This window comes from Mesorhizobium sp. M1143, assembly GCF_040318435.1.
In the GTDB taxonomy this organism is placed as follows: domain Bacteria; phylum Pseudomonadota; class Alphaproteobacteria; order Rhizobiales; family Rhizobiaceae; genus Mesorhizobium.
The window spans coordinates 75,727-97,622 of sequence record NZ_JAMYMJ010000005.1 but is presented as its reverse complement, the minus strand read 5'-3'; the positions used below and the strand labels follow the sequence as shown (position 1 = coordinate 97,622).

Sequence of the window (21,896 nt, the reverse complement as noted above, 5' to 3'; positions counted from 1 at the left end):
GTGAGCCGGCTCGCCCGCTTCGTCCTGGCCGGCGGCGTTGGTTTCGTCGCCGATGCCGCGGTGCTCTGGCTGCTCTTGGCGGTGACGCCGCTCGGTCCCTTCGTCGCCCGTGTCCTGTCGATCGGCTTTGCGCTGTGCGTCACCTGGCAGATCAACCGGCACCTGACCTTTTCGCCGTCGAGCCGCGGCGTGGCGCAGGAGGGCGCGCGCTATGGCGGCGTCGGCATCGCCACCAGCATTGTCAACTATCTCGTCTACTGCGCCATCCTGTTCGCGCTGCCGGCAATGCCGCCGCTGGCGGCACTTGCCGTCGCCTCGCTGGTCGCCATGGCGCTGTCCTTCCTCGGTTACTCCCGGCTGGTCTTCGACCGGTAAAGGTCTGGGCCAAGCAAGCGCGATTGGCAGAAGCCGCCAAGTTCCGTATATCGGCGACAGAGCCCGCTGGAGACCAGAAGATGCCCCTGAAGATCGCCGTCCAGATGGACCATGTCTCCACCGTCTCGATCGCCGGCGACACGTCCTTTGCGCTGTCGCTGGAGGCGCAGCGGCGCGGCCACCAATTGTTCCACTACACGCCCGACCGGCTGTCGATGCTGGGCGGCAAGGTGTTTGCCCGCATCGAAGAGATGAAGCTCCGTGACGAGAAGGGCAATCATTATACGCTGGGCGACAAGGTGCGCACCGACCTGTCGGAGATGGATGTGATCCTGCTGCGCCAGGATCCGCCCTTCGACATGAATTACATCACCACCACGCATATTCTGGAGCGCATTCACCCGAAGACATTGGTCGTCAACGACCCGGCCTGGGTGCGCAACAGCCCGGAAAAGATCTTCGTCACCGAATTCCCCGATCTGATGCCCGAAACGCTGATCACCAAGGATCCCCAGGAGGTCGCGGCCTTCCGCAAGGAATTCGGCGACATCATCGTCAAGCCGCTCTATGGCAATGGCGGCGCCGGCATCTTCCATCTCAAGGAAGACGATCGCAACCTCGCCTCACTGCTCGAAATGTTCGCCCAGCTGTCACGCGAGCCGTATATCGTCCAGCGCTATCTGAAGGATGTGCGTAAGGGCGACAAGCGCATCATCCTGATCGACGGCGAGGCGGTCGGCGCCATCAACCGCGTGCCGGCCGACCACGATTCTCGCTCCAACATGCATGTCGGCGGCCGCGCCGAAAAGACCGAGCTGACGGAACGCGAACGCGAAATCTGCGCCCGCATCGGCCCATCGCTGAAAGAACGCGGCTTCATCCTGGTCGGCATCGACGTGATCGGCGACTACATGACCGAGATCAACGTGACCTCGCCAACCGGCGTGCGCGAAGTGCAGCGTTTTGGCGGCGCCGATATCGCCAGCCTGTTCTGGGACGCGGTGGAGGAAAAGCGGCGGAATTCGACCGCGTAGTGTGCGTTGCTACGGAGGACTTTGGTGGGTCCAGAGAAGCATCGAAAGATGCTCTTTATCGGGTAAGACTGCCGAGCAAGCGGCTCATCAGATCAAACTATGTCCCGGAAGCGCCGAGGCCTCAGTTTCGGAGGAAGGAGACCGATAAGTCTGGTCTGCAATTTTCGCTGTGGTGTTGCCCAGTCTTTCAGCAGAAAACCCGCATCGGAGTTCTTTTCCAGCAATGCAAAAGCCGCAGACAGTCCGATCAGGTCGACCAAGGTCCTGCGCATTGAGTGGCGGGAGATTAAATGCGCCAGTCCCGGCGCCACTTCGCACCAACGATTGGCCAGTGCCCGCCGTATCGCTATTTCAGTATCAGGCGACATCCTGCCGAGGCCAACTCCGGTACCCAGGATGCGCCCGTCCGCCCAGCCATTGCCGCCGTGAAGCCGATAACTGCCAAGAGCCCGCCCAATCCTCACGGTTCCGCCGATCATATGGGCGGCACGAGCCATATAACCATCGGCACATATCTTTATTTCGTCCGGATCGGATGGACGCATGATTTCAAGCGGAGCTCGACGAAACATCATCCCCGATGTGGTTGACCAAAACCAACCCACGGTACCCCGATCAATAAATAATAATGTCGGGTCAGCTTCGGTGTCGACATGCAGGTAGCCGCTCATTTTCGGCATCGATCGCGGGTCGTTCAGGTGGAATACGGGATGACCGCCCGCAAGCAGGTTGCCGGCCGTATCTATCACCACCTCATCGGAGCTCGACATTGCCGCGATACGGTTTGGCTGAGATGCGCTCTCACATGGCATTCTATGAAGTCAGGATGCCAAGCATCGTCACCGTCAAGAAAGGAGATCAGGGGCCCGGCTGTCGCGTCAAGCCCGGTCATCATTACTGTCAACTGCCCGCCATTTTGCAGTCGGGGCAGAAAGCGGAAACGACTGTCGCCAAGCTGGGACAGACACTCTTCAATCCTTCGGCGGGAACCGTCGGTCGAAAAATCATCGACCACCACGCATTCGAACGCAGTGTATGTCTGCGCCGCTACGGATCGGATCGCAGTGTCGATGAATGCCTCTTGATTGAAACAGCCTACGCAAACGGATACGGTTGGTAGCGCGATGTGAGAACCAGCTCCGCTTGGGACGATGTTTTCTTTCAAGAGGCGCTTCTCCGTACACCAGTTTTGATCGCCTGAGATATTCCGTCGATCAAATGGCGGTGTTTCTTTGCCAAATTTCTCTCTATCGAAGCGAGTTTTTCTCCGCACTCAAGATCGCAATTGCCGCATGTTGACCCTACAGCACGGGTATCGCCCTCCTACCAAATTCGAGATTGTCAGAGCCATGCTGCGTCATGGCCACAACCTCAGAAAAGGGCACCCTTCCGCGAAGTCGCAACCTGCTCTTCAGGCCAGTTTGCTGTCGGACGATCCGTTCATATCCTATTCGGGAATGTCCGGTACGCCGCTCGGATTAGCAAGTCATATGCCTTTCCGTCCACGCAGCCACCGCGCCTGGTTTCTCATCTCGCCAACCTGGTCCATCGAAAACAGTGCTAGCGTCAAAACCATCCGGACCTATGCCGTTCTGCATAGACTCAAGAACCCCCGTCACTCGCTAATCTTCCTATCCAACACTCAGGCAGAGGCTGATCTGTTGAACCAGTCCGGCGAGGCCGCCGTCCTGCACAACAAGACGTCAACAACCTCCGAACACATATTCAGGCCTCTCGATGACGTCCCTGTAGAATTTGATGCAATCTACAATGCGCAACTGGCTCCGTGGAAGCGCCATGACTTGTCGCTTGGCATCCAGCGTTGCGCATTTGTCTTCTATCGAGATTCAAGCGGATCCTCCACGACGGAGTCGGAAAGAGCGCGAATAAATCGGCATAGGGAGCTCGCGCCGCATCACGTCTTTATCAACGAGTTTGACGGCACCGGCAAGCCTGTCCGATTGGCACCGGCTCAGGTGAACACGCATCTAAATCGTGCAGCCGTGGGAATCTGTCTCTCTCACCTTGAAGGACCAATGTTCGCAAGCACGGAATATCTTCTCGCGGGGCTTCCAGTGGTCACGACGCCGAACCATGGCGGCCGAGACCTTTATCTGGATGATGACTATTCGCTTACAATTCCACCCGATCCTCGATCCATCGCGGAGGCTGTCTTAGCGCTGAAGGAGCGACGAATTCCCCGGGATTACATTCGTTCGCAAACTTTGAAACGAATCGAACGAGACCGCGGGCGGTTCATAGACCTTGTAAACGAGATTTTTCTGGAGAGCGGCTCTTCGCGCCGGATCGCCCTGCCTTGGCCTTTCAGATATCCTGTCATGGAGTGGCTTCCACCGCAGGTCGCGATCGATCGATCGCTTTCAGGTTCGGTCGATGCCTTCATCACCGCTTAGAAGCAACACCCTCAGATTGCCGAAGGGCCTAGTCGCCTTGTTAACGCGGTCGAGGAGGCGGAGCAGCCGTTCCATTTTGCTCAACCATCTTCCGTTTTTGCAACCGGCACAGCGCGCTGCAACCACAACGAATGCATGTTCCTGTAATGTTCTTGCCTTGGCCTGAAATCTATGGTTGTCTTGTCCTGACGTCGCTCGCGGTCTGAACCACAAGGCCGAGGCGAGCTGATATCCGGGGGCAGAGCAAGATGGTGGCGCGGGTTCGCACGGTTGCTTTCCAGGGCATCGAGGCCGTACCGGTCGATGTCCAGGTGATGATCGCGCCGGGCAAGGTCGGCATGCAGATTGTCGGCCTGGCCGACAAGGCGGTGGCCGAAAGCCGCGAGCGGGTGCAGGCGGCGCTGCACGCTTCGGGCCTGTCAATGCCGTCGAAGAAGGTGACGGTCAACCTGGCGCCTGCCGACCTGCCCAAGGAAGGGAGCCATTACGACCTGCCGATCGCGCTCGGCCTGATGGCGGCACTCGGCGCCATTCCGGGCGATATGCTGGCGTCTTATGTCGTGCTGGGTGAATTGTCGCTCGACGGCACCATTGCCGCGGTGGCCGGCGCGCTGCCGGCGGCGATCGGCGCCAATGCCGAGGGAAAAGGCCTGATCTGCCCGTTCGGCTGCGGGCCGGAAGCGGCCTGGGCGGGCAAGGATTTCGACATATTGGCGCCGCGCAGCCTGATTGCCATCGCCAATCATTTTCGCGGCACGCAGGTGCTGTCGCGGCCCGAGCCCGGCATCCATGTCTCGGCGCGCGACCTGCCCGACCTCTGCGACATCAAGGGCCAGGAAAGCGCCAAGCGGGCGCTGGAAGTGGCGGCGGCCGGCGGCCACAATCTGTTGATGGTCGGGCCTCCCGGCTCGGGAAAATCGATGCTGGCGCAGAGGCTGCCTTCAATTCTGCCGCCACTGGCACCGAAGGAACTTCTTGAAGTCTCGATGATCGCCTCGGTGGCCGGCGAGCTCGGCGAAGGCAAGCTCACCGACCGGCGGCCGTTCCGCGCCCCGCACCATTCGGCTTCGATGGCGGCAATGGTCGGCGGCGGCATCAGGGCGCGGCCGGGCGAAGTATCGCTTGCCCATAACGGCGTCCTGTTCCTCGACGAGTTTCCCGAATTCACGCCGCAGACCTTGGATGCGTTGCGCCAGCCGCTGGAGACCGGCGACTGCATGATCGCGCGCGCCAACCACCGCGTCACCTATCCAGCGCGCATCCAGCTGGTAGCGGCGATGAACCCGTGCCGTTGCGGCATGGCCGGCGAGCCCGGCTATCGCTGCCTGCGCGGTGAACGCTGCCGCACCGACTACCAGGCGCGCATCTCAGGCCCGCTGCTCGACCGCATCGACCTCAGGATCGAGGTACCGGCTGTCTCGGCCGCCGACCTGATCCGGCCCGACCGGGCGGAGAAGAGCGCGGCGGTCGCCCAGCGCGTGGCGCGCGCCCGCACCATCCAGCGCGAGCGGTTCGAGCGGCTGGGCGTCACAAGCGCCACCACCAACGCCCATTGCTCGCCTTCTGTTATCGAGGACATCGCCGCGCCGGATGCAGCCGGCCTGTCGCTGCTTAAAGATGCCAGCGAGAAACTCGGCTTTTCTGCGCGCGCCTATCACCGCGTGCTTAAAGTGGCGCGCACACTGGCCGACCTCGACGCCAGCGAAACCGTCGGCCGCATTCACCTGGCCGAGGCGATTTCCTACCGCATGATGTCGGAGCGGGTGGCGCAGGCGGCGTAACCCTCCCCCCTTGAGGGGAAGGTGACCGCGAAGCGGCCGGGTGGGGTCGCCGAAGAATGCTCGATCTTTTTTTTGAAGCCGAGCCGAGAAAGGGCCTCTGCGATGACATTGCTTGTAGTGCCGTCCGAAGGGAGTCGCCGCACTTCACGCAGGACCCCACCCGGCCCTTCGGGCCACCCTCCCCTCAAGGGGGAGGGAAACGCAGGCGCTAATTCGCCCGCTCTTTCGCCTTCAGCTCCAGCCTCCGCGCGTGAAGCACCGGCTCCGTATAGCCGTTCGGCTGCTCGCGACCCTTGAACACCAGGTCGCAGGCGGCGTGGAAGGCGATGGAATTGTCGAAATCGGTGGCCATCGGGCGGTAGAGCGGGTCGCCGACATTTTGGAGGTCGACGATCGCTGCCATGCGCCGCAGCGAATCCATCACCTGAATTTCGGAGCAAACCTTGTGGTGCAGCCAGTTGGCGATGTGCTGCGAGGAGATGCGCAGCGTGGCGCGGTCTTCCATCAGGCCGACATCGTTGATGTCGGGCACTTTCGAGCAGCCGACGCCCTGGTCGATCCAGCGCACGACATAGCCCAGAATGCCTTGCGCATTGTTGTCGAGCTCGCGCTGGATCTCGTCGGGGGTCCAGTTCGGCCGCACCGCCACCGGCACCGACAATATATCATCGAGCTTCGCCTTCGGCCGGCTCTTCAGCGCCGCCTGGACGGCGTGGACATCGACCTTGTGATAGTGCGTGGCGTGCAGCGTCGCCGCTGTCGGCGACGGCACCCAGGCGGTGTTGGCGCCGGCCTTGGGATGGGCGATCTTCTGTTCCAGCATCGCCGCCATCAGATCCGGCATCGCCCACATGCCCTTGCCGATCTGGGCATGACCGGCGAGCCCGCATTCGAGCCCGATGTCGACATTCCACGCCTCATAGGCGGAGATCCAGGCGGCCTGCTTCATGTCGCCCTTGCGGATCATCGGCCCGGCTTCCATCGAGGTGTGGATCTCGTCGCCGGTGCGGTCGAGGAAGCCGGTGTTGATGAACACGACGCGCTCCTTGGCGGCGCGGATCGCCTCCTTCAGGTTGACGGTGGTGCGCCGCTCCTCGTCCATGATGCCCATCTTGATGGTGTTTGCCGCCATACCGAGCAGCGCTTCGACGCGGTCGAAAATCTCGACTGCGAAGGCGACTTCCTCCGGCCCATGCATCTTCGGCTTCACCACATACATCGAGCCCGTGCGGGAATTCATCCGACGCCCGTTGGCGCCGACATCGTGCAGCGCGATCAGCGCCGTCATCGCCGCATCCAAGATGCCTTCCGGCACCTCGTTGCCATCGCGGTCGAGGATGGCCGGATTGGTCATGAGGTGACCGACGTTTCGCACCAGCATCAGCGAGCGGCCAGGCAAGCTCAGCGCGCCACCACTGGGCGCGGTCCAGGCGCGGTCCGGATTGAGCTTGCGCGTGAAGGTTTTGCCGCCCTTGCTGATTTCCTCCGCCAGATCGCCCTTCATCAGGCCGAGCCAGTTGCGGTAGACGATGACCTTGTCCTCGGCATCCACCGCCGCGACCGAATCCTCGCAGTCCTGGATGGTGGTCAGCGCCGATTCCAGGATCACGTCGGCAATGCCGGCCGGGTCGGTGCGGCCGATCTGGTTGGTGCGGTCGATGAGGATCTCGATGTGCAGGCCGTTCTGGACCAGCAGGATGGCTTCCGGGTTGGCACCGTCGCCGCGATAGCCGGCAAATTGTTTCGGGTTGGCCAGCGTGGTGCCGCCGGCGCCGGCGCCGAGCCGCAAGGTGCCACCCGAAACCGTCAGCCCGTTCACGCCGGCCCATTTGCCCGAGGTGAGCGGCACGGACTCGTCCAGAAAACTCCTCGCCCAGGCAACCACCTTGGCGCCGCGCACGGGGTTGAAGCTTTTACCCTTCTCGGCGCCACCGGTCTCGGCAATGGCGTCGGTGCCGTAGAGCGCATCGTAGAGCGAGCCCCAGCGGGCATTGGCGGCGTTGATCGCATAACGCGCATTCATCACCGGCACCACCAGCTGCGGCCCGGCAACGCTGGCGATCTCGGGGTCGACATTGTCGGTCGACACGGAGAAGGCCAGCCCTTCGGGCACGAGATAGCCGATCTCACGCAAGAAGGTTTTGTAGGCCTCCATGTCGATGGCCGCGCCATTGGCGCGGTACCAGGCGTCGATCTGTTCCTGCATGGCGTCGCGTTTGGCCAACAGCGCCCGGTTCTTCGGCGCGAGATCATGGACGATGGACGAAAAGCCGTTCCAGAAGGCGTCGGCGGCAATACCGGTCCCCGGCAGCGCTTCGCCGACAAAGTCATGCAGTTCGCGGGCAATCCGCAATCCGGCGATCTCGACGCGATCGGTCATCAGGGCTTCTCCAGATGAAAGGCTTTGCGGCCTTTGGCATGTCAGGGGTGAAGGGTCAATTCAGCTTAGGGTGAAGGCGGGGATTTTGAAGCTGCTGATCTCCCCCCAAGGGGACCCCAAGGGGGAGATTACCTAAACCGCAATCCTCGGCCGACCCGATGCAACCGCCACCACATGCGCTTCGATAAACATCCGTTGGGCCTCAACGGTAGACACCTTGAACTCGGTCGAAACGTCGATCTCGGCATTATCCGTGCCGGCATCCTTCGCCCGCTCGGCTACGATCGCCCGCACATCAGCCTCCGCTGCCGCGATCGCCTTGGCCTCGTCCGTGAAGTCGCGCACCGTTTGCCCCGACGCCAAACGAAACAAACCTTCCTTAGGCTGGCTGACGCGGGCTTCGGCCGAGACGCGGACCTGGCCGACGACGGCGCCGAGTGCGTTGGCGACGTCGGTATCCTCCGGCACCACGCACTCATTACCGACCAGCTCGGCCAAGCCGGCATAGTGCAGCGGCGCCGAGGCGCCGAGGCCGATGACCGGACGATCGAGCGCGACGCTGAGCCTTGCGATGCCGGGATGGGAATCGACGGCGCGCTGCACCAGCGCATGCGCGACGGTGGCGGCGCCATCCAGCCCGTCTTCGGCAAAGGCGGTCTCCAGAATGTATTCGGCCGACCAGCGCGTCAGCGTCAGCAGCACCCGTTCGGAAATCACCTCTGGAGACGGCGCGATGTACTGGCCGCGGCCGTCGCGCTTGCGGGCAAACAGTTCGGCGCCGAGCCGGGCCGCAAGCGGGTCCCAGTTGGCCTGCTTGCCGAGCACATGGGCGGCGTCCGAAGGGGTGAAGCCCGAGATATGCACAAGACCGCGCGAGACCAGCCGGTTCAGCGTGGCGTTCTGGGCGTTCGAGGTGAGCAGCCTGTCGATGGCGAGCGGCACGGCACCAATGAGTTCATACAGTTTCGCCTCGGGCGCGGTCAGGCCGGCGGCGAGCCTGTCCGGCACGCCCGTGCGCAGCGCAAAGCGGCCGTCCATGCGGCCGGGGTTGGGCGCCCTGAGCTGGCGCTCGAGCTCCGATGTCACGGAAACACCATGCATCATGCCGGCCAGCGCCAGCGGCACCAGGCGGCGCGGCCCGAGCAGGATTTTCGGGTTGAGCGCGCCATCTTCCAGTGCCACTTCGGAATCGCCGCCGAGGCCGAAAGTGCGCATGGCGACCGCCTCGACCATGGTGCGGAAGCCGCCGACGGTGGCGCCTTCGGGATCGAGCCGAGGACGGCCGCCGTCGAGCACGGCGACATCGGTGGTGGTGCCGCCAATGTCCGACACCATGGCGTTGTCCAGGCCCGTCATGTGGCGGGCGCCGACCAGGCTGGCGGCCGGGCCGGAGAGGATGGTCTCGATCGGCCGCTGGCGGGCAAACGCCGCCGAAACCAGCGCGCCATCGCCGCGCACCACCATCAAGGGCGCTGCGATGTTGCGGGCTTCCAAAAATCCTTCGGTTGCCGCCACCAGCCGGTCGATCATCGAGATCAGCCTGGCGTTGAGCAAGGTGGTGAGCGCGCGACGCGGACCGCCGAGCTTGGCCGACAATTCATGGCTGGCGGTCACCGGCAGGCCGGTCTTTTCGCGGATGAGGTCGCGCGCGGCGAGTTCATGCGCCGGGTTGCGGGTGGCGAAATAGGCGCACACGGCAAAGCCCGACACCGAGGCGCCGAGTTCAGGGAGTGCTGCTTCCAGCCCCGACAGATCGAGCTTGGCCGCATTGCCGTGCACGTCATGGCCGCCCGGACAAAACACCACCGGATCGGTGCCGAGCGCCGTCTTCAGCCCGTCGCGCGCAAGGTCGGCCCCGGTAAAGCCGATCATGATGAGCGCCACACGCCCACCCTGGCCCTCGACCAGCGCATTGGTGGCGAGCGTCGTCGACATCGACACGAGTTTGATCGCGGCCGGATCGGTGGCCGATTTTCCCAGCACCGCATCGACCGCGCCGGAAATGCCGACGGCAAGATCGTGCCGCGTGGTCAGCGCCTTGGCCTTGGCCAGCACCTTGCCTTTTGGCCCGCCTTGTTCCGACCACAGCACGGCATCGGTATAGGTGCCACCGGTGTCGATACCGAGGAACAGGGGTTTTGGCTTGGCGGTCATGTCTGGCGGTCCGGGATTCTGCTCCCCCGCCCTTAGCCGATACGGCCCGGCGGATAAAGGCGGGAGAGGTGGGCCAGTTTGACCCTCGTCGCCGCTCATGCCCGCCAAACTTTGTAACGGTCACATTTTTTCATTGGTGCGTGGCCTGCCTTTGCGTGCACCATGCGCCGATCTCATCCCTTTCAGGACTTCGCCATGACCACGCTTCCCGGCATCGCCGACATCCATGCCGCCGCCGCGCGGCTCTCCGGCCTGATCGCCGAAACGACCTTGATCGAATCGCTGGAACTCAACAAACGCTTCGGCGGCCGCATCCTGTTCAAGCCGGAGACGCTGCAGCGCACCGGCTCGTTCAAATTCCGCGGCGCCTACAACAAACTGTCTTCGCTGAGCGAAGAAGAGCGCAGCCGCGGCGTCGTCGCCTTCTCCTCAGGCAACCATGCTCAGGGCGTCGCCGCGGCGGCTGCCATGTTCGGCGTCAAGGCGGTCATTGCCATGCCGGCCGACGCGCCGGCGATGAAGATCGCCAATGTTCGCAAGATGGGCGCAGAAGTGGTGCCGTTCGACCGCTTTCGCGACGACCGCATGACGGTGGTGCGACCCTACATGGACAAGGGCATGGTGCTGGTGCCTCCTTTCGACGATCCGGCCATCATCGCCGGCCAGGGCACGATCGGTCTCGAACTGATGCGCCAGGCAAAAGCGCTCGGCGTCAGCCTCGATGCGGTCGTCATTCCCTGTGGAGGCGGCGGCCTGACGAGCGGCATTTCGATCGCCGTCAAGGATGCCTCGCCGGCCACAGCAGTCTGGGCCGTTGAGCCCGAGCATTTCGACGACACCCGCCGCTCGCTGATCGAAGGAAAAAGGGTTTCCAACGAGCCCGGCCACAGTTCGATCTGCGATGCCATCCTCACCGCAGAGCCCGGTGCCATCACCTTCGAGATCAACCGCAAGAACCTCGCCGGCGCCATCGCCGTCTCCGACAAGGCGGCCGCACAGGCGGTGCGCGACGCCATGGCCCATCTCAAGCTGGTGGTCGAACCCGGCGGCTGCGTGGCGCTGGCGGCGCTCTCGTCAGGCGAGATCGAACTGTCGGGCAAATGCGTCGCCGTCGTGCTGTCAGGCGGCAATGTCGATTTCACCACCTATGCCGAGATCATGGCCGCGGCCTGAGAACCGATATGGCAGACGCTGAGATAAGGGCGGCTCTCGAGCGCCATTGGGCTGCCTCCGATGCCAATGATCTCGAGACGGAGCATCAGATCTATCGCGAGGACGCGGTGCTCGATTATCCGCAATCAGGCGAGCGCATCAGCGGACGGCACAACATCCAGTCGTCGCGCGCCACGCAGCCCAACCGGAAGCGCTTTGCCGTGCGGCGGATCACCGGGTCAGGCGACCTCTGGATCACCGAATATGTCCTGACCTATGACGGGATTCCGTCCTATACGGTGAGCATCATGGAGTTCGTCGATGGCAAGGTGGTTCGCGAGACCCAGTATTTCGGCGATCCGTTCGAGCCGGGGCAGTCGCGCGCGCAATGGGTCGAACGGATACCTTGAAACACGGCGGCGGTAGCATGACCGGCCACCATCCGCTCGATCGTGCCGAACTGCCTGATGATACGGCCGATCTCGCCCGCTATCTCATCGGCAAGCTCGTGGTGCGGGAGCTGCCGGAAGGCATCGTCAGCGGCCGTATCGTCGAGACCGAGGCCTATGTCACCGGCGACGCCGCCGGGCACGGCTATCGCGGCATGACGCCGCGCAACCGTTCGCTGTTCCTCGGGCCCGGACACGCCTACGTCTACCTCGCCTATGGGGTCTCCTGGATGCTCAATGTCTCGAGCGAGGGGCCGGGCACCGGCACCGGCGTGCTGATCCGGGCGCTGGAGCCGCTCGAAGGCATCGCCATCATGCGGCTGAACCGGGGCGTGGAGCGCCTGCGCGACCTGGCGCGCGGGCCGGGGCGGCTCGCCCAGGCATTGCGGATCGACCGTTCGCTGGACGGCCTCGATCTGTGCCGCCAAGGCCCGCTATGGCTGGCAGCCGACGAGCATCAGGCCAGCGACATCGGCCAAGGCATCCGCATCGGCATCACGAAGGATGCGGACCGCCCGCTGCGGTTCTATGTCAGGGGCAGCCCGTTCGTCAGCGGTCCGCGATCGGTCAATTCCTGAACGCTCAGTCGAGCGTGCGCCTGAACCGCACCAATGCGACGCCGGCAAACAAGGCCACGAACCCGACCAGCCAGGCGATCTCGCCCGCAACCGCCGGCAGTTCAGCGCCCTTCAGCATCACCGCGCGGGTGATGCGCAGAAAATGCGTCAGCGGGAAAATCTCGCCGAAGGTCTGCGCCCAGCCCGGCATGCCGCGATAGGGGAACATGAAGCCGGACAGCAGGATCGACGGCAGGAAGAAGAAGAAGGTCAGCTGCAGCGCCTGCATCTGCGTGCGGGCGATGGTCGAGATGGTGTAGCCAAGCAGCACCAGCGCCAGCACGAACACCAATACGGCGGTAAGCAGCAGCGACATCGAGCCGGTGAAAGGAATGGCGAACAGAAGCTTCGACGCCGCCAGCACCACCACCACCTGGACGCCGCCGACCACCAGATAGGGCAGCACCTTGCCCAGCATGATCTCGAACGGGCTGGACGGCATGGCGAGCAGGTTTTCCATAGTGCCGCGCTCGGTCTCCCGGGTCAGCGCGATCGAGGTCATCATCACCAGGGTCATCTGCAGGATGACGCCGAGCAGGCCGGGCACGATGTTGTATTGCGAGATGCCTTCCGGATTGTAGCGCTGGTGCACCACCACATCGAGCTGGCCCCTGGCGGCCTCACTCGCCGCCTCCTGCATGCCTTGCGCCCGAAGCAGCGCCTGGCTGGCCACTTTGCTTAGCGTCGAGATGGCGCCGCTGGCGGCGGCCGGGTCGGTTGCGTCGGCCTCGATCAGGATCTGCGGATTGTCGCCGCGCTCCACCCGGCGGCCGAAATCGGCCGGGATGGTGACGACGAAGGCGACATCGCCGCGCGCCATCAGGAATTCAGCATCCTCGGCACTTTGCGCGACATGGTCGAAGCGGTAGTAGCCGGTCGTCTGCAGGGCCGCGACAATGGCGCGGGTGTAGGGGTCGTTGCTGGTCGCCACCAGTGCGGCAGGCAGGCTTTTGGGATCGTTGTTGATGGCGTAGCCGAACAGCACCAGCTGCAAAAGCGGCACGCCCAGCATCATGGCGAAGGTGATGCGGTCGCGCCGCATCTGGATGAATTCCTTGATCAGCAGCGCACCTAGCCTTGCGAAGGAGAAGACGCTGTTCATGCCATATTGTCCTTCGAGCCGGACATGAACTGGATGAAGACGTCCTCAAGGCTGGTCTCGCCGGGTTTTACGCTGACACCCTTGTGCTCCTTCTCGACATCGGCGAGCGCCTTTTCGAGCTTTGCCTTGTCGGAGCCGACGACATGCAGCGTCGCGCCGAACGGCGCCACCTGGTCGACGCCGGGCCGGTCCCTGAGTGCATCGGCGACCTGGTCGAGGCGCGGTCCCTGCAGCACGAAGGTGGTCAGACCGGCATTCGTCACCACCTCGTCCACCGTGCCGGTGGCCAGCATCTTGCCGTAGGAGATGTAGCTGATGCGGTGGCAGCGCTCGGCCTCGTCCATGTAATGGGTGGAGACCAGCACGGTCAGACCGCCGCTCGCCAGCCGGTGGATCTCGTCCCAGAATTCGCGCCGCGCCTTCGGATCGACGCCGGCGGTCGGCTCGTCGAGCAGCAGCAGCTTCGGCTTGTGCATGATGCAGGCGGCCAGTGCCAGCCGCTGCTTCCAGCCGCCCGACAGCGTGCCGGCGAGCTGGTTGCGGCGGCTCGTCAGGCCAAGCTCTTCCAGCGTTTTCGACACATGCTCCTCGACCGGCTTCAGCCGGTAGAGCCGCGCCACGAATTCGAGATTCTCGCCGATCGTCAAATCCTCGTAGAACGAGAATTTCTGCGTCATGTAGCCGACTTCGCGCTTGATGCGGAGCGACTCGGTGCGGATGTTGAAACCCAGCACCGTACCTTCGCCCTCGTCGGGCGTCAGCAGGCCGCACATGATGCGGATGGTCGTCGTCTTGCCGGACCCGTTGGGCCCGAGAAAGCCGACGATCTCGCCCTCGGCCACCGTCATCGTCACATGGTCGACGACAGTCTTGTCGCCGAAACGCTTGACCAAGCCATGAACGTCGATGGCGTTCATTTTGCGGAGGCCGCCAGCTCGACATCGACGATCTGTCCCGGCTGCAGCGCTTGCGCCTTGCCCTCAGGCCGCGCCTCGACGAGGTAGACCAGCTTCTGCCGGTTCTCGAGCGAGTAGATCACCGGCGGGGTGAATTCCGGGTCGGGCGAGACATAGCTGACGCGCGCCTTCACCTCCGGCCCGCAGCCGTCGCAATGGACGACAAGCAGCGTGCCGACCTTGATCGACGAGAACGCACTTTCCGGGACATAGACGCTGAGCTTTACCGCACCGTCCGGCAACATCGAAATGACAGGCGCGGTCGGACCGGCGGTGTCGCCGGGATTGCGGATGACGTCATTGATGCGGCCGGGCGAGGGTGCCGCCAGCACGCGCTTCGATAGCCGCCACTCAGCCTGCTTCAACGCCGACTGTGCCTGTTTGACCTGATTGTCTGCCGCCTTGATCGTTTCGGGACGCGCAGGCAGACCACCGACGGCGAGGTTGGCCTGCGCCTGGCCGACCTGCGCATTGGCGGTCTCCAGCGTCGCGGCGGCGGTGTCGTAGTCGGCCTGCGTGCCGGCACCGCGCTTGAACAGGTCGGCGGCGCGGTCGTATTTGCGCTTGGCATCCGTGGCCTGGGCCTTGGCCATGTCGACCTCGGCCTTCAGCACCGCGATCTCCTCCGGCCGCTTGCCGATCTGCAGGTCGGCCAGCTGCGCCTGCGCCTGGGCGAGCGCGGCCTCTGCCTGGGCGACGGCGATTTTTGCGTCGGCGCTTTCGAGAGTCACCACCGGCGTGCCTGATACAACACGGTCGCCGCGCTTGACCGCGACGGTCTCGACCTGCGCCACTTCGATCGGCGCCAGCAAGACATAGTCGCCCTCGACATAGCCGACGGCAAGCGGCGCTGCCGGCGCGCAGGCGCCGAACAGCTGGGCTGCGAGCGGCAGGGAACAGAGAAAACTCATCGCTTGCCCTCCTTGCGGGCGACCGGATTTCGGGCCGCCAGTATGGCGCCAAGATTGCTTGTGACCGCCGCCACCACCTTGGCGGCTTCGGTGTTACCGATCTCGCGCCAGCCCATACGACGCATCACTGCTTCGCGGCCGATGCGGAAATAGATGACCTGGCCGATCAGCGTGAAGACCACGAGCTTGGTGGCCTCGCTCTCGGCCGGCTCGCCCGTCGCCTGTTCCCAGATCTGGCAGAGGCGGCGATGCGTCGGTTCGAACACCCCGTCATAGATGCGGTCGAGGGCGGCCGTCGGATGCGACAACTCTCTAAGTACGAATTGTACGATCTCGCCCGCCTCCGGCCTGGCGACGACAAATCCTACCATCCGCTCCAATGCGGTCGAGAGCTGCGCCCGCGCCGTCTCTGAACTGGCTTGACCTTGCAGCTGCATGCCGCCGAGCGCCTGGCCGGCAACCGCCTGGATGGTCTCAACGATGTGGTCGGCGGCGGCCCCGCGCAGCCCTTCCTTGCCGCCGAAATGATAGGCGATGGAGCCGATGTTGGCCTTCGCCTCCGCCGCGATCTCGCGCGTCGAGGTGCCGTCGAAGCCCTGCCGCCCAAACAGTTTGAGCGCGGCCAGCACCAGTGCGGCGCGCGTCTGCTCGGCGGGCGATGTCTCCTGGCGAGGCATTTTGTTGGGCGCGGATTTGATCATGTGGCCTGTTTAATCAAACGATTGATTAAAGTCAAATTGATTGTCTACGGCCGCTTGCCATGTCGCGCCGCAGACGCTTTAGTGCGCGGCCATGGGCAAGGAAGTCGAACGCAAGTTCCTGGTCTCCAGCGCCGAATGGCTAGAAATGGCCGAGGCGAATATACGCATTCGCCAGTTCTATCTTGCCGCAGCACCTGGCCGCACCGTGCGCGTGCGCATCAGCGACGGCAGTTCGGCGAAGCTGACGCTCAAATTCGGCAGCAAGATCCGCGAGCGCGACGAATACGAATATGAAATTCCTCTGACTGATGCCGAGGAGATGCTGGCCTTCGCCATCGGACATGTCATCGAGAAGACACGCCACCATGTTAGGCATCGCGGCTATCTCTACGAAGTCGATGTTTTCGGCGGGATCCTAGCCGGCCTTGTGGTGGCCGAACTGGAGACGCCGGAGGATGTACCTGACGAAATGCTGCCTGATTGGCTCGGCCGCGAAGTGACCGGCGAGCAGAGATTTTACAACGCGTCGCTCGCCCTAGAGCCGGATGATTTTAGGTCGGGTCGACCTAAAATCGGAATCCGGCTCTAAATCAAAAGAGATGGAGCATGATGTCGTCCGAAAACCGCTTCACACTTTTCGGCATCATGCTCTAGGGGGATTCCGGAGATCGCCGCATGAGCTTTCGCATCGATCCGCGCCTGCCGCTGACCGGCGAGGTCAGGCGTATCCTTGGCGAGGAGATCGGCAAGGCGCTTGCCCATCTGGCCGTCGCGCGCGACCAGCCGGAGCAGGCATTGCACAAATGCCGCAAGCGGCTGAAGAGCGCGCGCGCCTTGCTGCGGCTGGTCCGTTCCGGAAATGAAACATTCTGTCGGACTGAGAACCAATGCTACCGTCAGGTGGCGGCGCTGCTTGCCGGGCCGCGCGAGGCGACCGCGCTGGTCGAGACCGTCGACCGGCTGGCAGCCGCCTTTCCCGAGCAGGTTGCCGGCGGCGGCCTCGACAGCGTGCGCGACCGGCTTATCGCCCGCCAGCATGAAATCCATGCCGGGGCTGGTCTCGACGCCGCCATAGGCGCGGCCACCGCCGCCTGCGAGGAAGGCCTGATCCGGATCGAGCGGCTGCTGCTCCCCGATCTGCCTGAGCATGCAGCCGATGTGCTTGCGGAAGGCGCTCGCAAGACCTTGCGCCGGGCCAGGAAGGCGCTGGACCGGGCGGGATCGCGCGGCGAAGCAGAGGATTTCCACGATCTGCGCAAGGCTGCCAAGACCCACTCGATGCATTTGTCGCTGCTCGGCCGGCTGTGGCCGACGCCGATCAAGGTGCGGCGCAAGGCGGTCGACGAACTGGGCGAAAGGCTCGGCGAACTGCACGACGTCTTCGTCATGCGCGTGTTGCTCGAGGCCGACGGTGAGCCGCTCGGCGATGCGCAGGACACAAGGCTTCTTGGCAAGCTTTTGAAGCGCTCGGAAAAAAGCCTGAAGAAGAGCTGCCTCGCCGGAGCGGCCGAGCTGTTCGGCGACAGCCCCAAGCGCTCGACAAAGAAACTCGCGCGCAATGCGCGCGACGACCTCGCCGGCCCGGTATTGTCGAAAGAGGTCCCGGTCGGTTGATCATGGCCGAGGACGTCACCTCGTGCTAGTCACACTTTACCATGACCGCGCCGCGCGACACGCTTCTCGACCGACTTGGCCGCTGGCTTGCCGGCCGGCTGCAGGACGAATCCTCGGGCTATGAGCCCTACACGCCGTCCGACGCCGAGACGTTGCGGCGCACGCTCGAGCCCGGCGACATCCTGCTCATCGAAGGCAACCAGAAGATCTCGGCGGCGATCAAATACCTGACCCAGTCGACCTGGTCGCATGCGGCCTTCTATATCGGCGATGCCTTGTCCGAGCCGGAGGACGGATCGGAACGGCGTCGGCTGATCGAAGTGACGCTCGGCGAAGGCTGTGTCGCCGTGCCGCTGTCGCGCTACCGCACCTACAACACCCGTATCTGCCGGGCGAGCGGGCTGACCCCGGAAGACCGCGACCATGTCGTCGCCTTCATGATCGGCAAGCTCGGCCTGAAATACGATCTCAAGAACATTTTCGACATGCTGCGCTTTTTCCTGCCGACGCCGCCGGTGCCGGTGCGCTGGCGCCGCCGCATGCTGGCTTTCGGTTCCGGCGATCCGACGCGCGCCATTTGCTCGACGCTGATCGCCGAAGCCTATGGCGAGATCCGCTACCCGATCCTGCCCGAGATCACCCGCGCGCCCGGCCGCGCCTCGGCGCAGTCGAACTATTCGCGCCGCGAAATCCTGCACATCCGCCACCACTCGCTTTACACGCCGCGCGACTTCGACCTGTCGCCCTTCTTCCGCATCGTGAAACCGACGCTGGAATTTGGTTTCGACTACCGCGCGGTGACCTGGGAGGACAAGGCAGGCACCGACGCCGCAGCCGCGAAGGCTGGCGCAATCGCCTCAGACACGTGATGGCTTCGGCCTGAGTCATGAGGTGCAGGCGTCTCACATGGCGGCCTGCATCACGCCGAAACCGCGATGGCGCCCTGGTTTTCGGCCCTGTGTTCGACCCAGACATGGACCGGTTCGTCCCGGCCGCGGATGCTAACCGGTCCATGATCGCGCGCATTCAGCTGTGTCCCGAGCGATTCCGCCTTCGCGGCCTCGATCAGTCGTGACCCAAAGCAAATATTCGCCTGAAGCTCCCGGCAGAGCGCCTGCAAACGGCTGGCGACGTTGACGGTGTCGCCCACCACCGCGAAGGACAGGTTGCGCTCGCTGCCGACCGCGCCGAGGACGACGGCGCCATATTGTGCACCGATCCGAACGTCCAGCGGCGGATATCCCCTGGACACACGCTGGACATTCCAGTCTTCGATAGCGGCGATCATCGCTTCAGCGCACCGGATGGCCCGGGTTGCGTCGTCATGGCTGGCCTGCGGAACCCCGAAGGTCGCCATGATGCAATCGCCGATATAGTTGTCGACGGTGCCATGGTGGTCGAAAACGACCTGCTCCATGCGACGGTGGAACTGACGCAGTAGTTCGAACACTGCTTCGGCCGGATGATCCTCGGAATAGTGTGTGAAGCCGACGATGTCGGCGAACAGCACCGCGATATCCTGCCGGCGGACCGGACCGAAGGGCTCGTCATCCGAGGCGAGCTGGTCGACGACATTGGGCGAAAAATGCCGGGCGAGATTGGCGCGGGCGCGCTCTGCCTTGACATAGTCTTCCGACAGATGCCGGGAACGAGAGACGACCAGCGCCATGATCGCGCCGATAATCAGCACAACCAACACATTGGTCGCCTGCGCGAACGTATCGACGAAATTGGGGTTGAGATAGAGATTCAGTCGCTCTGTCATCGGCAGCGAATAGAGGTTCGTTGCCGGAATGACGGTTCCCGCATGAAAAACCACCCATCCCACCCCGATCGTCCACGTCAAGGCCGCGAGCGCGCCGAGATAGAGCGCCAATCGTGTCGAAAGGGTCAGCGCGCCAAGGCATACGAAAATCAGCAGGAATTTGAAGCTGCCCTCGCGCAGTTGCATCGCGGCCGGCGCGACCTCGAGGGAAAACGGGTTGGGCGTTACCAGCAGAACGGTCAACAGAATGATGTCCAGCGTACCGACGAGGTAACCGATCCACCATGGCGCGTTGCGACGGCGCGCAAAGCGAAACTGGATCAGGCCGACGAGCTGGAACAGCGCTAGGCCCGCCAGCACGAAGAGCAGCGAGGCATCCCAGCGGCTGATCAATGAAAAGAAGCAGGAGATCACGGCGAGCGATGCCGTGCGCGCCCAGAACTGCAATGCAGCACCCTGGCGTTCTGCGCGCTCCCGCAAATTTTTCAGGCGCGAATAGCGGCGAAGTTCAAGTGTTGGCGCGGTCGGCATAGGATCACTTCGATTTTGCGGGGACGGTCACGCATTCGGCAAACCCGCCCCGTGCAGTCTGGCAAATCAGCGCGCGAACTCTATCATGAATGTGGCTTCATTTTTGAAGCACCTCCGGACTGGAGCGCGACAAGCTCAGCCGCCAGATGCAATCCTGCTCGGATGATGGCCCAGTCAGGCCGGCAACGGGCGGCGTCCCTTTGCCGGAGCGGTGGGCCGGTCGGACGCACCGGCATCCCTGGGGTGCGGGCCGATCGGCATGATCGCCGGAAACGGGGTTGCGCCAAAAGCAAATGTCCATTTGTAGCCGGTCAGCCCGTCTTCCGGCGTCGTGTGCTGGTCGTGATGGGCGAGCAGTTTGGCGCGCTCGGCCAGTTCCTCCGCCTCGCGCTTCACCATCTCCGCCGTCTCCGGCCGCATCCGCCTGGAGAAAGAGACGAAGGTCGCTTCCCGCTCCAGATCGGTGATCGCCCAGCCGATGAAATTCTTGTTTGTCATCTCGAACAGCGGCCTGAGCGGCCCTTCGAAATTCCACTGGATCGGTGTGTCGACCAGCAGCCGTGCCGACAGCCCGCTGCCCAGCGCAATGAGGCCGAGCGCTTCGAGATCGCGCAGGTAGAGGAACATCGACGCTTCGCTCAAGCCCTGCGAGCGCATGACGCCCTCGGGCGTGAATTTCTCCGACAGCATGACGAAGATGAACAGCAACGCCGGCCGTCCGGCAAGCTTGCGCTCGACCTCCGGCGCGATGCGGTTGACCGGTCCCGGCCCCCGGTTCATCGACCCCAGCACGTTTTCCAGCTCGACGCCGGCGGCAGCGCAGATCCCGACGAGACGGTCGAGCTTGCAGTTGCGCTCGTGGAAGATGCGCTTGACCGTCGGCTCGGAAACGCCCATCCGCCCGGCAAGCTCACGATAGGTGACGCCCTTGGCCTTCAGCGTCCGCTTCAGCGCCTCGAAAATCAGGCCGTTCATGGAATGCACCTCTTTTGCGCCATTTCGTATCGGTTTCCGATACTAGCTCGAATCGTCCTTCCGGAAAAGTATCGAAACTCCTAGCTCTCCGCCATCCATCACAGGAGACCTGGCCATGAAAACCCTCATCACCTCGATTTGCGTCGCCGCCTTCGGTATCGCGCTCGCATCTGCGGCCGAGGCCGCCGAACTCTGGCGCGCCTCGGGCTTCGAGCAACCGGAATCGGCGCTGTTCGACGCCGCCAACAATCGCATCATCGTCTCCAACATCGTCGGCAATCCCGGGGAGGCCGACGGCAACGGCTATCTCTCGGTGCTGTCGCTGGACGGCAAGGTCGTTAGCCGGCACTGGACCGACGGCATGGATGCACCAAAAGGCTCGGCGATCTCCGGCGGCAAGCTCTACGTCGCCGATATCACCAAGGTGCGCATCGTCGATCTCGCCAGCGGCAAGCTCATCTCGACCATCAATGTGCCCGGCGCCGTTTTCCTCAATGACGTGACATCGGACGGTTCGGGCAAGGTTTATGTCACCGACATGCTGGCCGATGCGATCTACCGCATTGACGGCGACAAGCCGGAACTGTTCGTGAAGGATGCGAAGCTCGCCGCACCCAACGGCATCTTTGCCGATCGCGATCGGCTGATCGTGGCGTCCTGGGGCAAGGGCATCAAGCCGGACTTCAGCACTGCCGCGCCCGGGGGCCTGCTGTCGGTCGATCTCGCGACGAAAGCCGTGACGCCGCTGCCTGGCGCACAAAACTTTGCCGACCTCGACGGCGTCGTCGCCATCGGCGACAGCATCTACGCCACCGCCTTCATGACCGGCACGCTCTATCGGTACAAAGTCGGCGAGGCGCCGGAGGCTGTAGAGCAGTTCAAGCCGGGCAGCGCCGATATCGGCACAGACGGCACGCGGATTTTCGTGCCGCTGATGAACGAGGGCGAGATCGCGGTGCTGAGCCTGGACTGACGGCGCACACTT

21 protein-coding genes are annotated in these 21,896 nt (G+C 63.5%); 11 read left to right on the top strand and 10 right to left on the bottom strand.

Translation table 11 applies throughout. The features are described from left to right. Both NKH35_RS06295 and gshB read left to right on the top strand, forming a co-directional pair. The gene (locus tag NKH35_RS06295; protein WP_023681308.1) at positions 1–375 is read left to right on the top strand and encodes a GtrA family protein; all 375 of its coding nucleotides are present in this window, start codon (positions 1–3) and stop codon (positions 373–375) included. Positions 376–455: 80 nt separating this feature from the next. Then, complete coding sequence (gene gshB / locus NKH35_RS06290) at positions 456–1,409, top strand: glutathione synthase (RefSeq protein ID WP_352498485.1); 954 nt, start codon at positions 456–458, stop codon at positions 1,407–1,409. Between the two features lie 92 nt (positions 1,410–1,501). Here gshB and NKH35_RS06285 read toward each other — a convergent pair whose 3' ends face one another. Both NKH35_RS06285 and NKH35_RS06280 read right to left on the bottom strand, forming a co-directional pair. Further along, positions 1,502–2,080, bottom strand: a complete 579-nt coding sequence (locus NKH35_RS06285) for a glycosyltransferase family protein (RefSeq protein ID WP_156937159.1) — start codon at positions 2,078–2,080, stop codon at positions 1,502–1,504. A 74-nt stretch (positions 2,081–2,154) separates the two neighbouring features. Beyond that, positions 2,155–2,682, bottom strand: a complete 528-nt coding sequence (locus NKH35_RS06280; protein ID WP_084023689.1) for a glycosyltransferase family 2 protein — start codon at positions 2,680–2,682, stop codon at positions 2,155–2,157. A gap of 76 nt (positions 2,683–2,758) precedes the next feature. On the opposite strand from NKH35_RS06280, the gene NKH35_RS06275 reads away from it, so the two are divergent. Together NKH35_RS06275 and NKH35_RS06270 are read left to right on the top strand one after the other, a co-directional pair. Next, the gene (locus tag NKH35_RS06275) at positions 2,759–3,823 is read left to right on the top strand and encodes a glycosyltransferase (protein ID WP_156937160.1); all 1,065 of its coding nucleotides are present in this window, start codon (positions 2,759–2,761) and stop codon (positions 3,821–3,823) included. A 248-nt stretch (positions 3,824–4,071) separates the two neighbouring features. Continuing rightward, complete coding sequence (locus tag NKH35_RS06270; RefSeq protein ID WP_352913804.1) at positions 4,072–5,604, top strand: YifB family Mg chelatase-like AAA ATPase; 1,533 nt, start codon at positions 4,072–4,074, stop codon at positions 5,602–5,604. Positions 5,605–5,812: 208 nt separating this feature from the next. On the opposite strand, the gene NKH35_RS06265 is transcribed toward NKH35_RS06270, so the two are convergent. Then, positions 5,813–7,984: a malate synthase G gene (locus NKH35_RS06265; RefSeq protein WP_023732780.1), complete on the bottom strand. Its 2,172-nt coding sequence runs from the start codon at positions 7,982–7,984 to the stop codon at positions 5,813–5,815. A 132-nt stretch (positions 7,985–8,116) separates the two neighbouring features. Beyond that, positions 8,117–10,138 carry a hydantoinase/oxoprolinase N-terminal domain-containing protein gene (locus tag NKH35_RS06260; protein WP_352913802.1) on the bottom strand — a complete coding sequence of 674 codons (2,022 nt, stop codon included), beginning with the start codon at positions 10,136–10,138 and terminating at the stop codon, positions 8,117–8,119. A gap of 195 nt (positions 10,139–10,333) precedes the next feature. On the opposite strand from NKH35_RS06260, the gene NKH35_RS06255 reads away from it, so the two are divergent. Genes NKH35_RS06255 through NKH35_RS06245 form a run of 3 tightly spaced genes read left to right on the top strand, consistent with a single transcriptional unit; the run spans position 10,334 to position 12,317 of the window. Then, positions 10,334–11,311: a threonine ammonia-lyase gene (locus tag NKH35_RS06255; RefSeq protein ID WP_023673293.1), complete on the top strand. Its 978-nt coding sequence runs from the start codon at positions 10,334–10,336 to the stop codon at positions 11,309–11,311. A gap of 8 nt (positions 11,312–11,319) precedes the next feature. After that, the gene (locus tag NKH35_RS06250) at positions 11,320–11,700 is read left to right on the top strand and encodes a nuclear transport factor 2 family protein (RefSeq protein WP_023732782.1); all 381 of its coding nucleotides are present in this window, start codon (positions 11,320–11,322) and stop codon (positions 11,698–11,700) included. Between the two features lie 17 nt (positions 11,701–11,717). Further along, positions 11,718–12,317 (top strand): DNA-3-methyladenine glycosylase, encoded by a 600-nt coding sequence (locus tag NKH35_RS06245; protein ID WP_023710377.1) that lies wholly within the window; start codon positions 11,718–11,720, stop codon positions 12,315–12,317. A 4-nt stretch (positions 12,318–12,321) separates the two neighbouring features. Here NKH35_RS06245 and NKH35_RS06240 read toward each other — a convergent pair whose 3' ends face one another. The 4 genes from NKH35_RS06240 to NKH35_RS06225 are packed head-to-tail and all read right to left on the bottom strand — an operon-like array spanning position 12,322 to position 16,026. Next, positions 12,322–13,458, bottom strand: a complete 1,137-nt coding sequence (locus tag NKH35_RS06240; protein ID WP_023696062.1) for an ABC transporter permease — start codon at positions 13,456–13,458, stop codon at positions 12,322–12,324. Continuing rightward, positions 13,455–14,375 carry an ABC transporter ATP-binding protein gene (locus NKH35_RS06235; protein WP_023673289.1) on the bottom strand — a complete coding sequence of 307 codons (921 nt, stop codon included), beginning with the start codon at positions 14,373–14,375 and terminating at the stop codon, positions 13,455–13,457. Before NKH35_RS06235 ends, NKH35_RS06240 begins: the two co-directional genes overlap by 4 nt. Then, positions 14,372–15,325 carry an HlyD family secretion protein gene (locus tag NKH35_RS06230; protein ID WP_023687506.1) on the bottom strand — a complete coding sequence of 318 codons (954 nt, stop codon included), beginning with the start codon at positions 15,323–15,325 and terminating at the stop codon, positions 14,372–14,374. The genes NKH35_RS06235 and NKH35_RS06230 overlap by 4 nt, the downstream gene beginning before the upstream one ends. Beyond that, positions 15,322–16,026: a CerR family C-terminal domain-containing protein gene (locus NKH35_RS06225; protein WP_023687507.1), complete on the bottom strand. Its 705-nt coding sequence runs from the start codon at positions 16,024–16,026 to the stop codon at positions 15,322–15,324. The genes NKH35_RS06230 and NKH35_RS06225 overlap by 4 nt, the downstream gene beginning before the upstream one ends. Positions 16,027–16,117: 91 nt before the next feature. On the opposite strand from NKH35_RS06225, the gene NKH35_RS06220 reads away from it, so the two are divergent. The 3 genes from NKH35_RS06220 to NKH35_RS06210 all read left to right on the top strand — a co-directional run bounded on the left by NKH35_RS06220 (position 16,118) and on the right by NKH35_RS06210 (position 18,509). Continuing rightward, positions 16,118–16,615 (top strand): CYTH domain-containing protein, encoded by a 498-nt coding sequence (locus NKH35_RS06220; protein WP_023681278.1) that lies wholly within the window; start codon positions 16,118–16,120, stop codon positions 16,613–16,615. Between the two features lie 86 nt (positions 16,616–16,701). Continuing rightward, on the top strand, positions 16,702–17,640 hold the full coding sequence (locus NKH35_RS06215; protein WP_352560019.1) for a CHAD domain-containing protein: 939 nt from the start codon (positions 16,702–16,704) through the stop codon (positions 17,638–17,640). A 41-nt stretch (positions 17,641–17,681) separates the two neighbouring features. Then, positions 17,682–18,509, top strand: a complete 828-nt coding sequence (locus NKH35_RS06210) for a C40 family peptidase (RefSeq protein WP_023710375.1) — start codon at positions 17,682–17,684, stop codon at positions 18,507–18,509. Between the two features lie 50 nt (positions 18,510–18,559). Here the strand turns inward: NKH35_RS06210 and NKH35_RS06205 are convergent, their stop codons facing one another. Both NKH35_RS06205 and NKH35_RS06200 read right to left on the bottom strand, forming a co-directional pair. After that, positions 18,560–19,936, bottom strand: coding sequence for an adenylate/guanylate cyclase domain-containing protein (locus NKH35_RS06205; RefSeq protein WP_023687510.1), 1,377 nt, complete (start codon positions 19,934–19,936; stop codon positions 18,560–18,562). A 174-nt stretch (positions 19,937–20,110) separates the two neighbouring features. Continuing rightward, positions 20,111–20,911, bottom strand: coding sequence for a helix-turn-helix domain-containing protein (locus tag NKH35_RS06200; protein ID WP_352560017.1), 801 nt, complete (start codon positions 20,909–20,911; stop codon positions 20,111–20,113). A 115-nt stretch (positions 20,912–21,026) separates the two neighbouring features. Between NKH35_RS06200 and NKH35_RS06195 the strand changes: the two genes are divergently transcribed. Continuing rightward, positions 21,027–21,884, top strand: a complete 858-nt coding sequence (locus tag NKH35_RS06195; RefSeq protein WP_352560015.1) for an NHL repeat-containing protein — start codon at positions 21,027–21,029, stop codon at positions 21,882–21,884. Positions 21,885–21,896: the final 12 nt, after the last annotated feature.

Excerpts from the sequence above, each read along its gene's own strand:
- gshB (WP_352498485.1), top strand. The coding sequence starts at position 456 with ATGCCCCTGAAGATCGCCGTCCAGATGGACCATGTCTCCACCGTCTCG.
- NKH35_RS06285 (WP_156937159.1), bottom strand. The coding sequence starts at position 2,080 with ATGAGCGGCTACCTGCATGTCGACACCGAAGCTGACCCGACATTATTA.
- NKH35_RS06275 (WP_156937160.1), top strand. The coding sequence starts at position 2,759 with ATGCTGCGTCATGGCCACAACCTCAGAAAAGGGCACCCTTCCGCGAAG.
- NKH35_RS06270 (WP_352913804.1), top strand. The coding sequence starts at position 4,072 with ATGGTGGCGCGGGTTCGCACGGTTGCTTTCCAGGGCATCGAGGCCGTA.
- NKH35_RS06265 (WP_023732780.1), bottom strand. The coding sequence starts at position 7,984 with ATGACCGATCGCGTCGAGATCGCCGGATTGCGGATTGCCCGCGAACTG.
- NKH35_RS06260 (WP_352913802.1), bottom strand. The coding sequence starts at position 10,138 with ATGACCGCCAAGCCAAAACCCCTGTTCCTCGGTATCGACACCGGTGGC.
- NKH35_RS06255 (WP_023673293.1), top strand. The coding sequence starts at position 10,334 with ATGACCACGCTTCCCGGCATCGCCGACATCCATGCCGCCGCCGCGCGG.
- NKH35_RS06250 (WP_023732782.1), top strand. The coding sequence starts at position 11,320 with ATGGCAGACGCTGAGATAAGGGCGGCTCTCGAGCGCCATTGGGCTGCC.
- NKH35_RS06245 (WP_023710377.1), top strand. The coding sequence starts at position 11,718 with ATGACCGGCCACCATCCGCTCGATCGTGCCGAACTGCCTGATGATACG.
- NKH35_RS06240 (WP_023696062.1), bottom strand. The coding sequence starts at position 13,458 with ATGAACAGCGTCTTCTCCTTCGCAAGGCTAGGTGCGCTGCTGATCAAG.
- NKH35_RS06235 (WP_023673289.1), bottom strand. The coding sequence starts at position 14,375 with ATGAACGCCATCGACGTTCATGGCTTGGTCAAGCGTTTCGGCGACAAG.
- NKH35_RS06230 (WP_023687506.1), bottom strand. The coding sequence starts at position 15,325 with ATGAGTTTTCTCTGTTCCCTGCCGCTCGCAGCCCAGCTGTTCGGCGCC.
- NKH35_RS06225 (WP_023687507.1), bottom strand. The coding sequence starts at position 16,026 with ATGATCAAATCCGCGCCCAACAAAATGCCTCGCCAGGAGACATCGCCC.
- NKH35_RS06220 (WP_023681278.1), top strand. The coding sequence starts at position 16,118 with ATGGGCAAGGAAGTCGAACGCAAGTTCCTGGTCTCCAGCGCCGAATGG.
- NKH35_RS06215 (WP_352560019.1), top strand. The coding sequence starts at position 16,702 with ATGAGCTTTCGCATCGATCCGCGCCTGCCGCTGACCGGCGAGGTCAGG.
- NKH35_RS06210 (WP_023710375.1), top strand. The coding sequence starts at position 17,682 with ATGACCGCGCCGCGCGACACGCTTCTCGACCGACTTGGCCGCTGGCTT.
- NKH35_RS06205 (WP_023687510.1), bottom strand. The coding sequence starts at position 19,936 with ATGCCGACCGCGCCAACACTTGAACTTCGCCGCTATTCGCGCCTGAAA.
- NKH35_RS06200 (WP_352560017.1), bottom strand. The coding sequence starts at position 20,911 with ATGAACGGCCTGATTTTCGAGGCGCTGAAGCGGACGCTGAAGGCCAAG.
- NKH35_RS06195 (WP_352560015.1), top strand. The coding sequence starts at position 21,027 with ATGAAAACCCTCATCACCTCGATTTGCGTCGCCGCCTTCGGTATCGCG.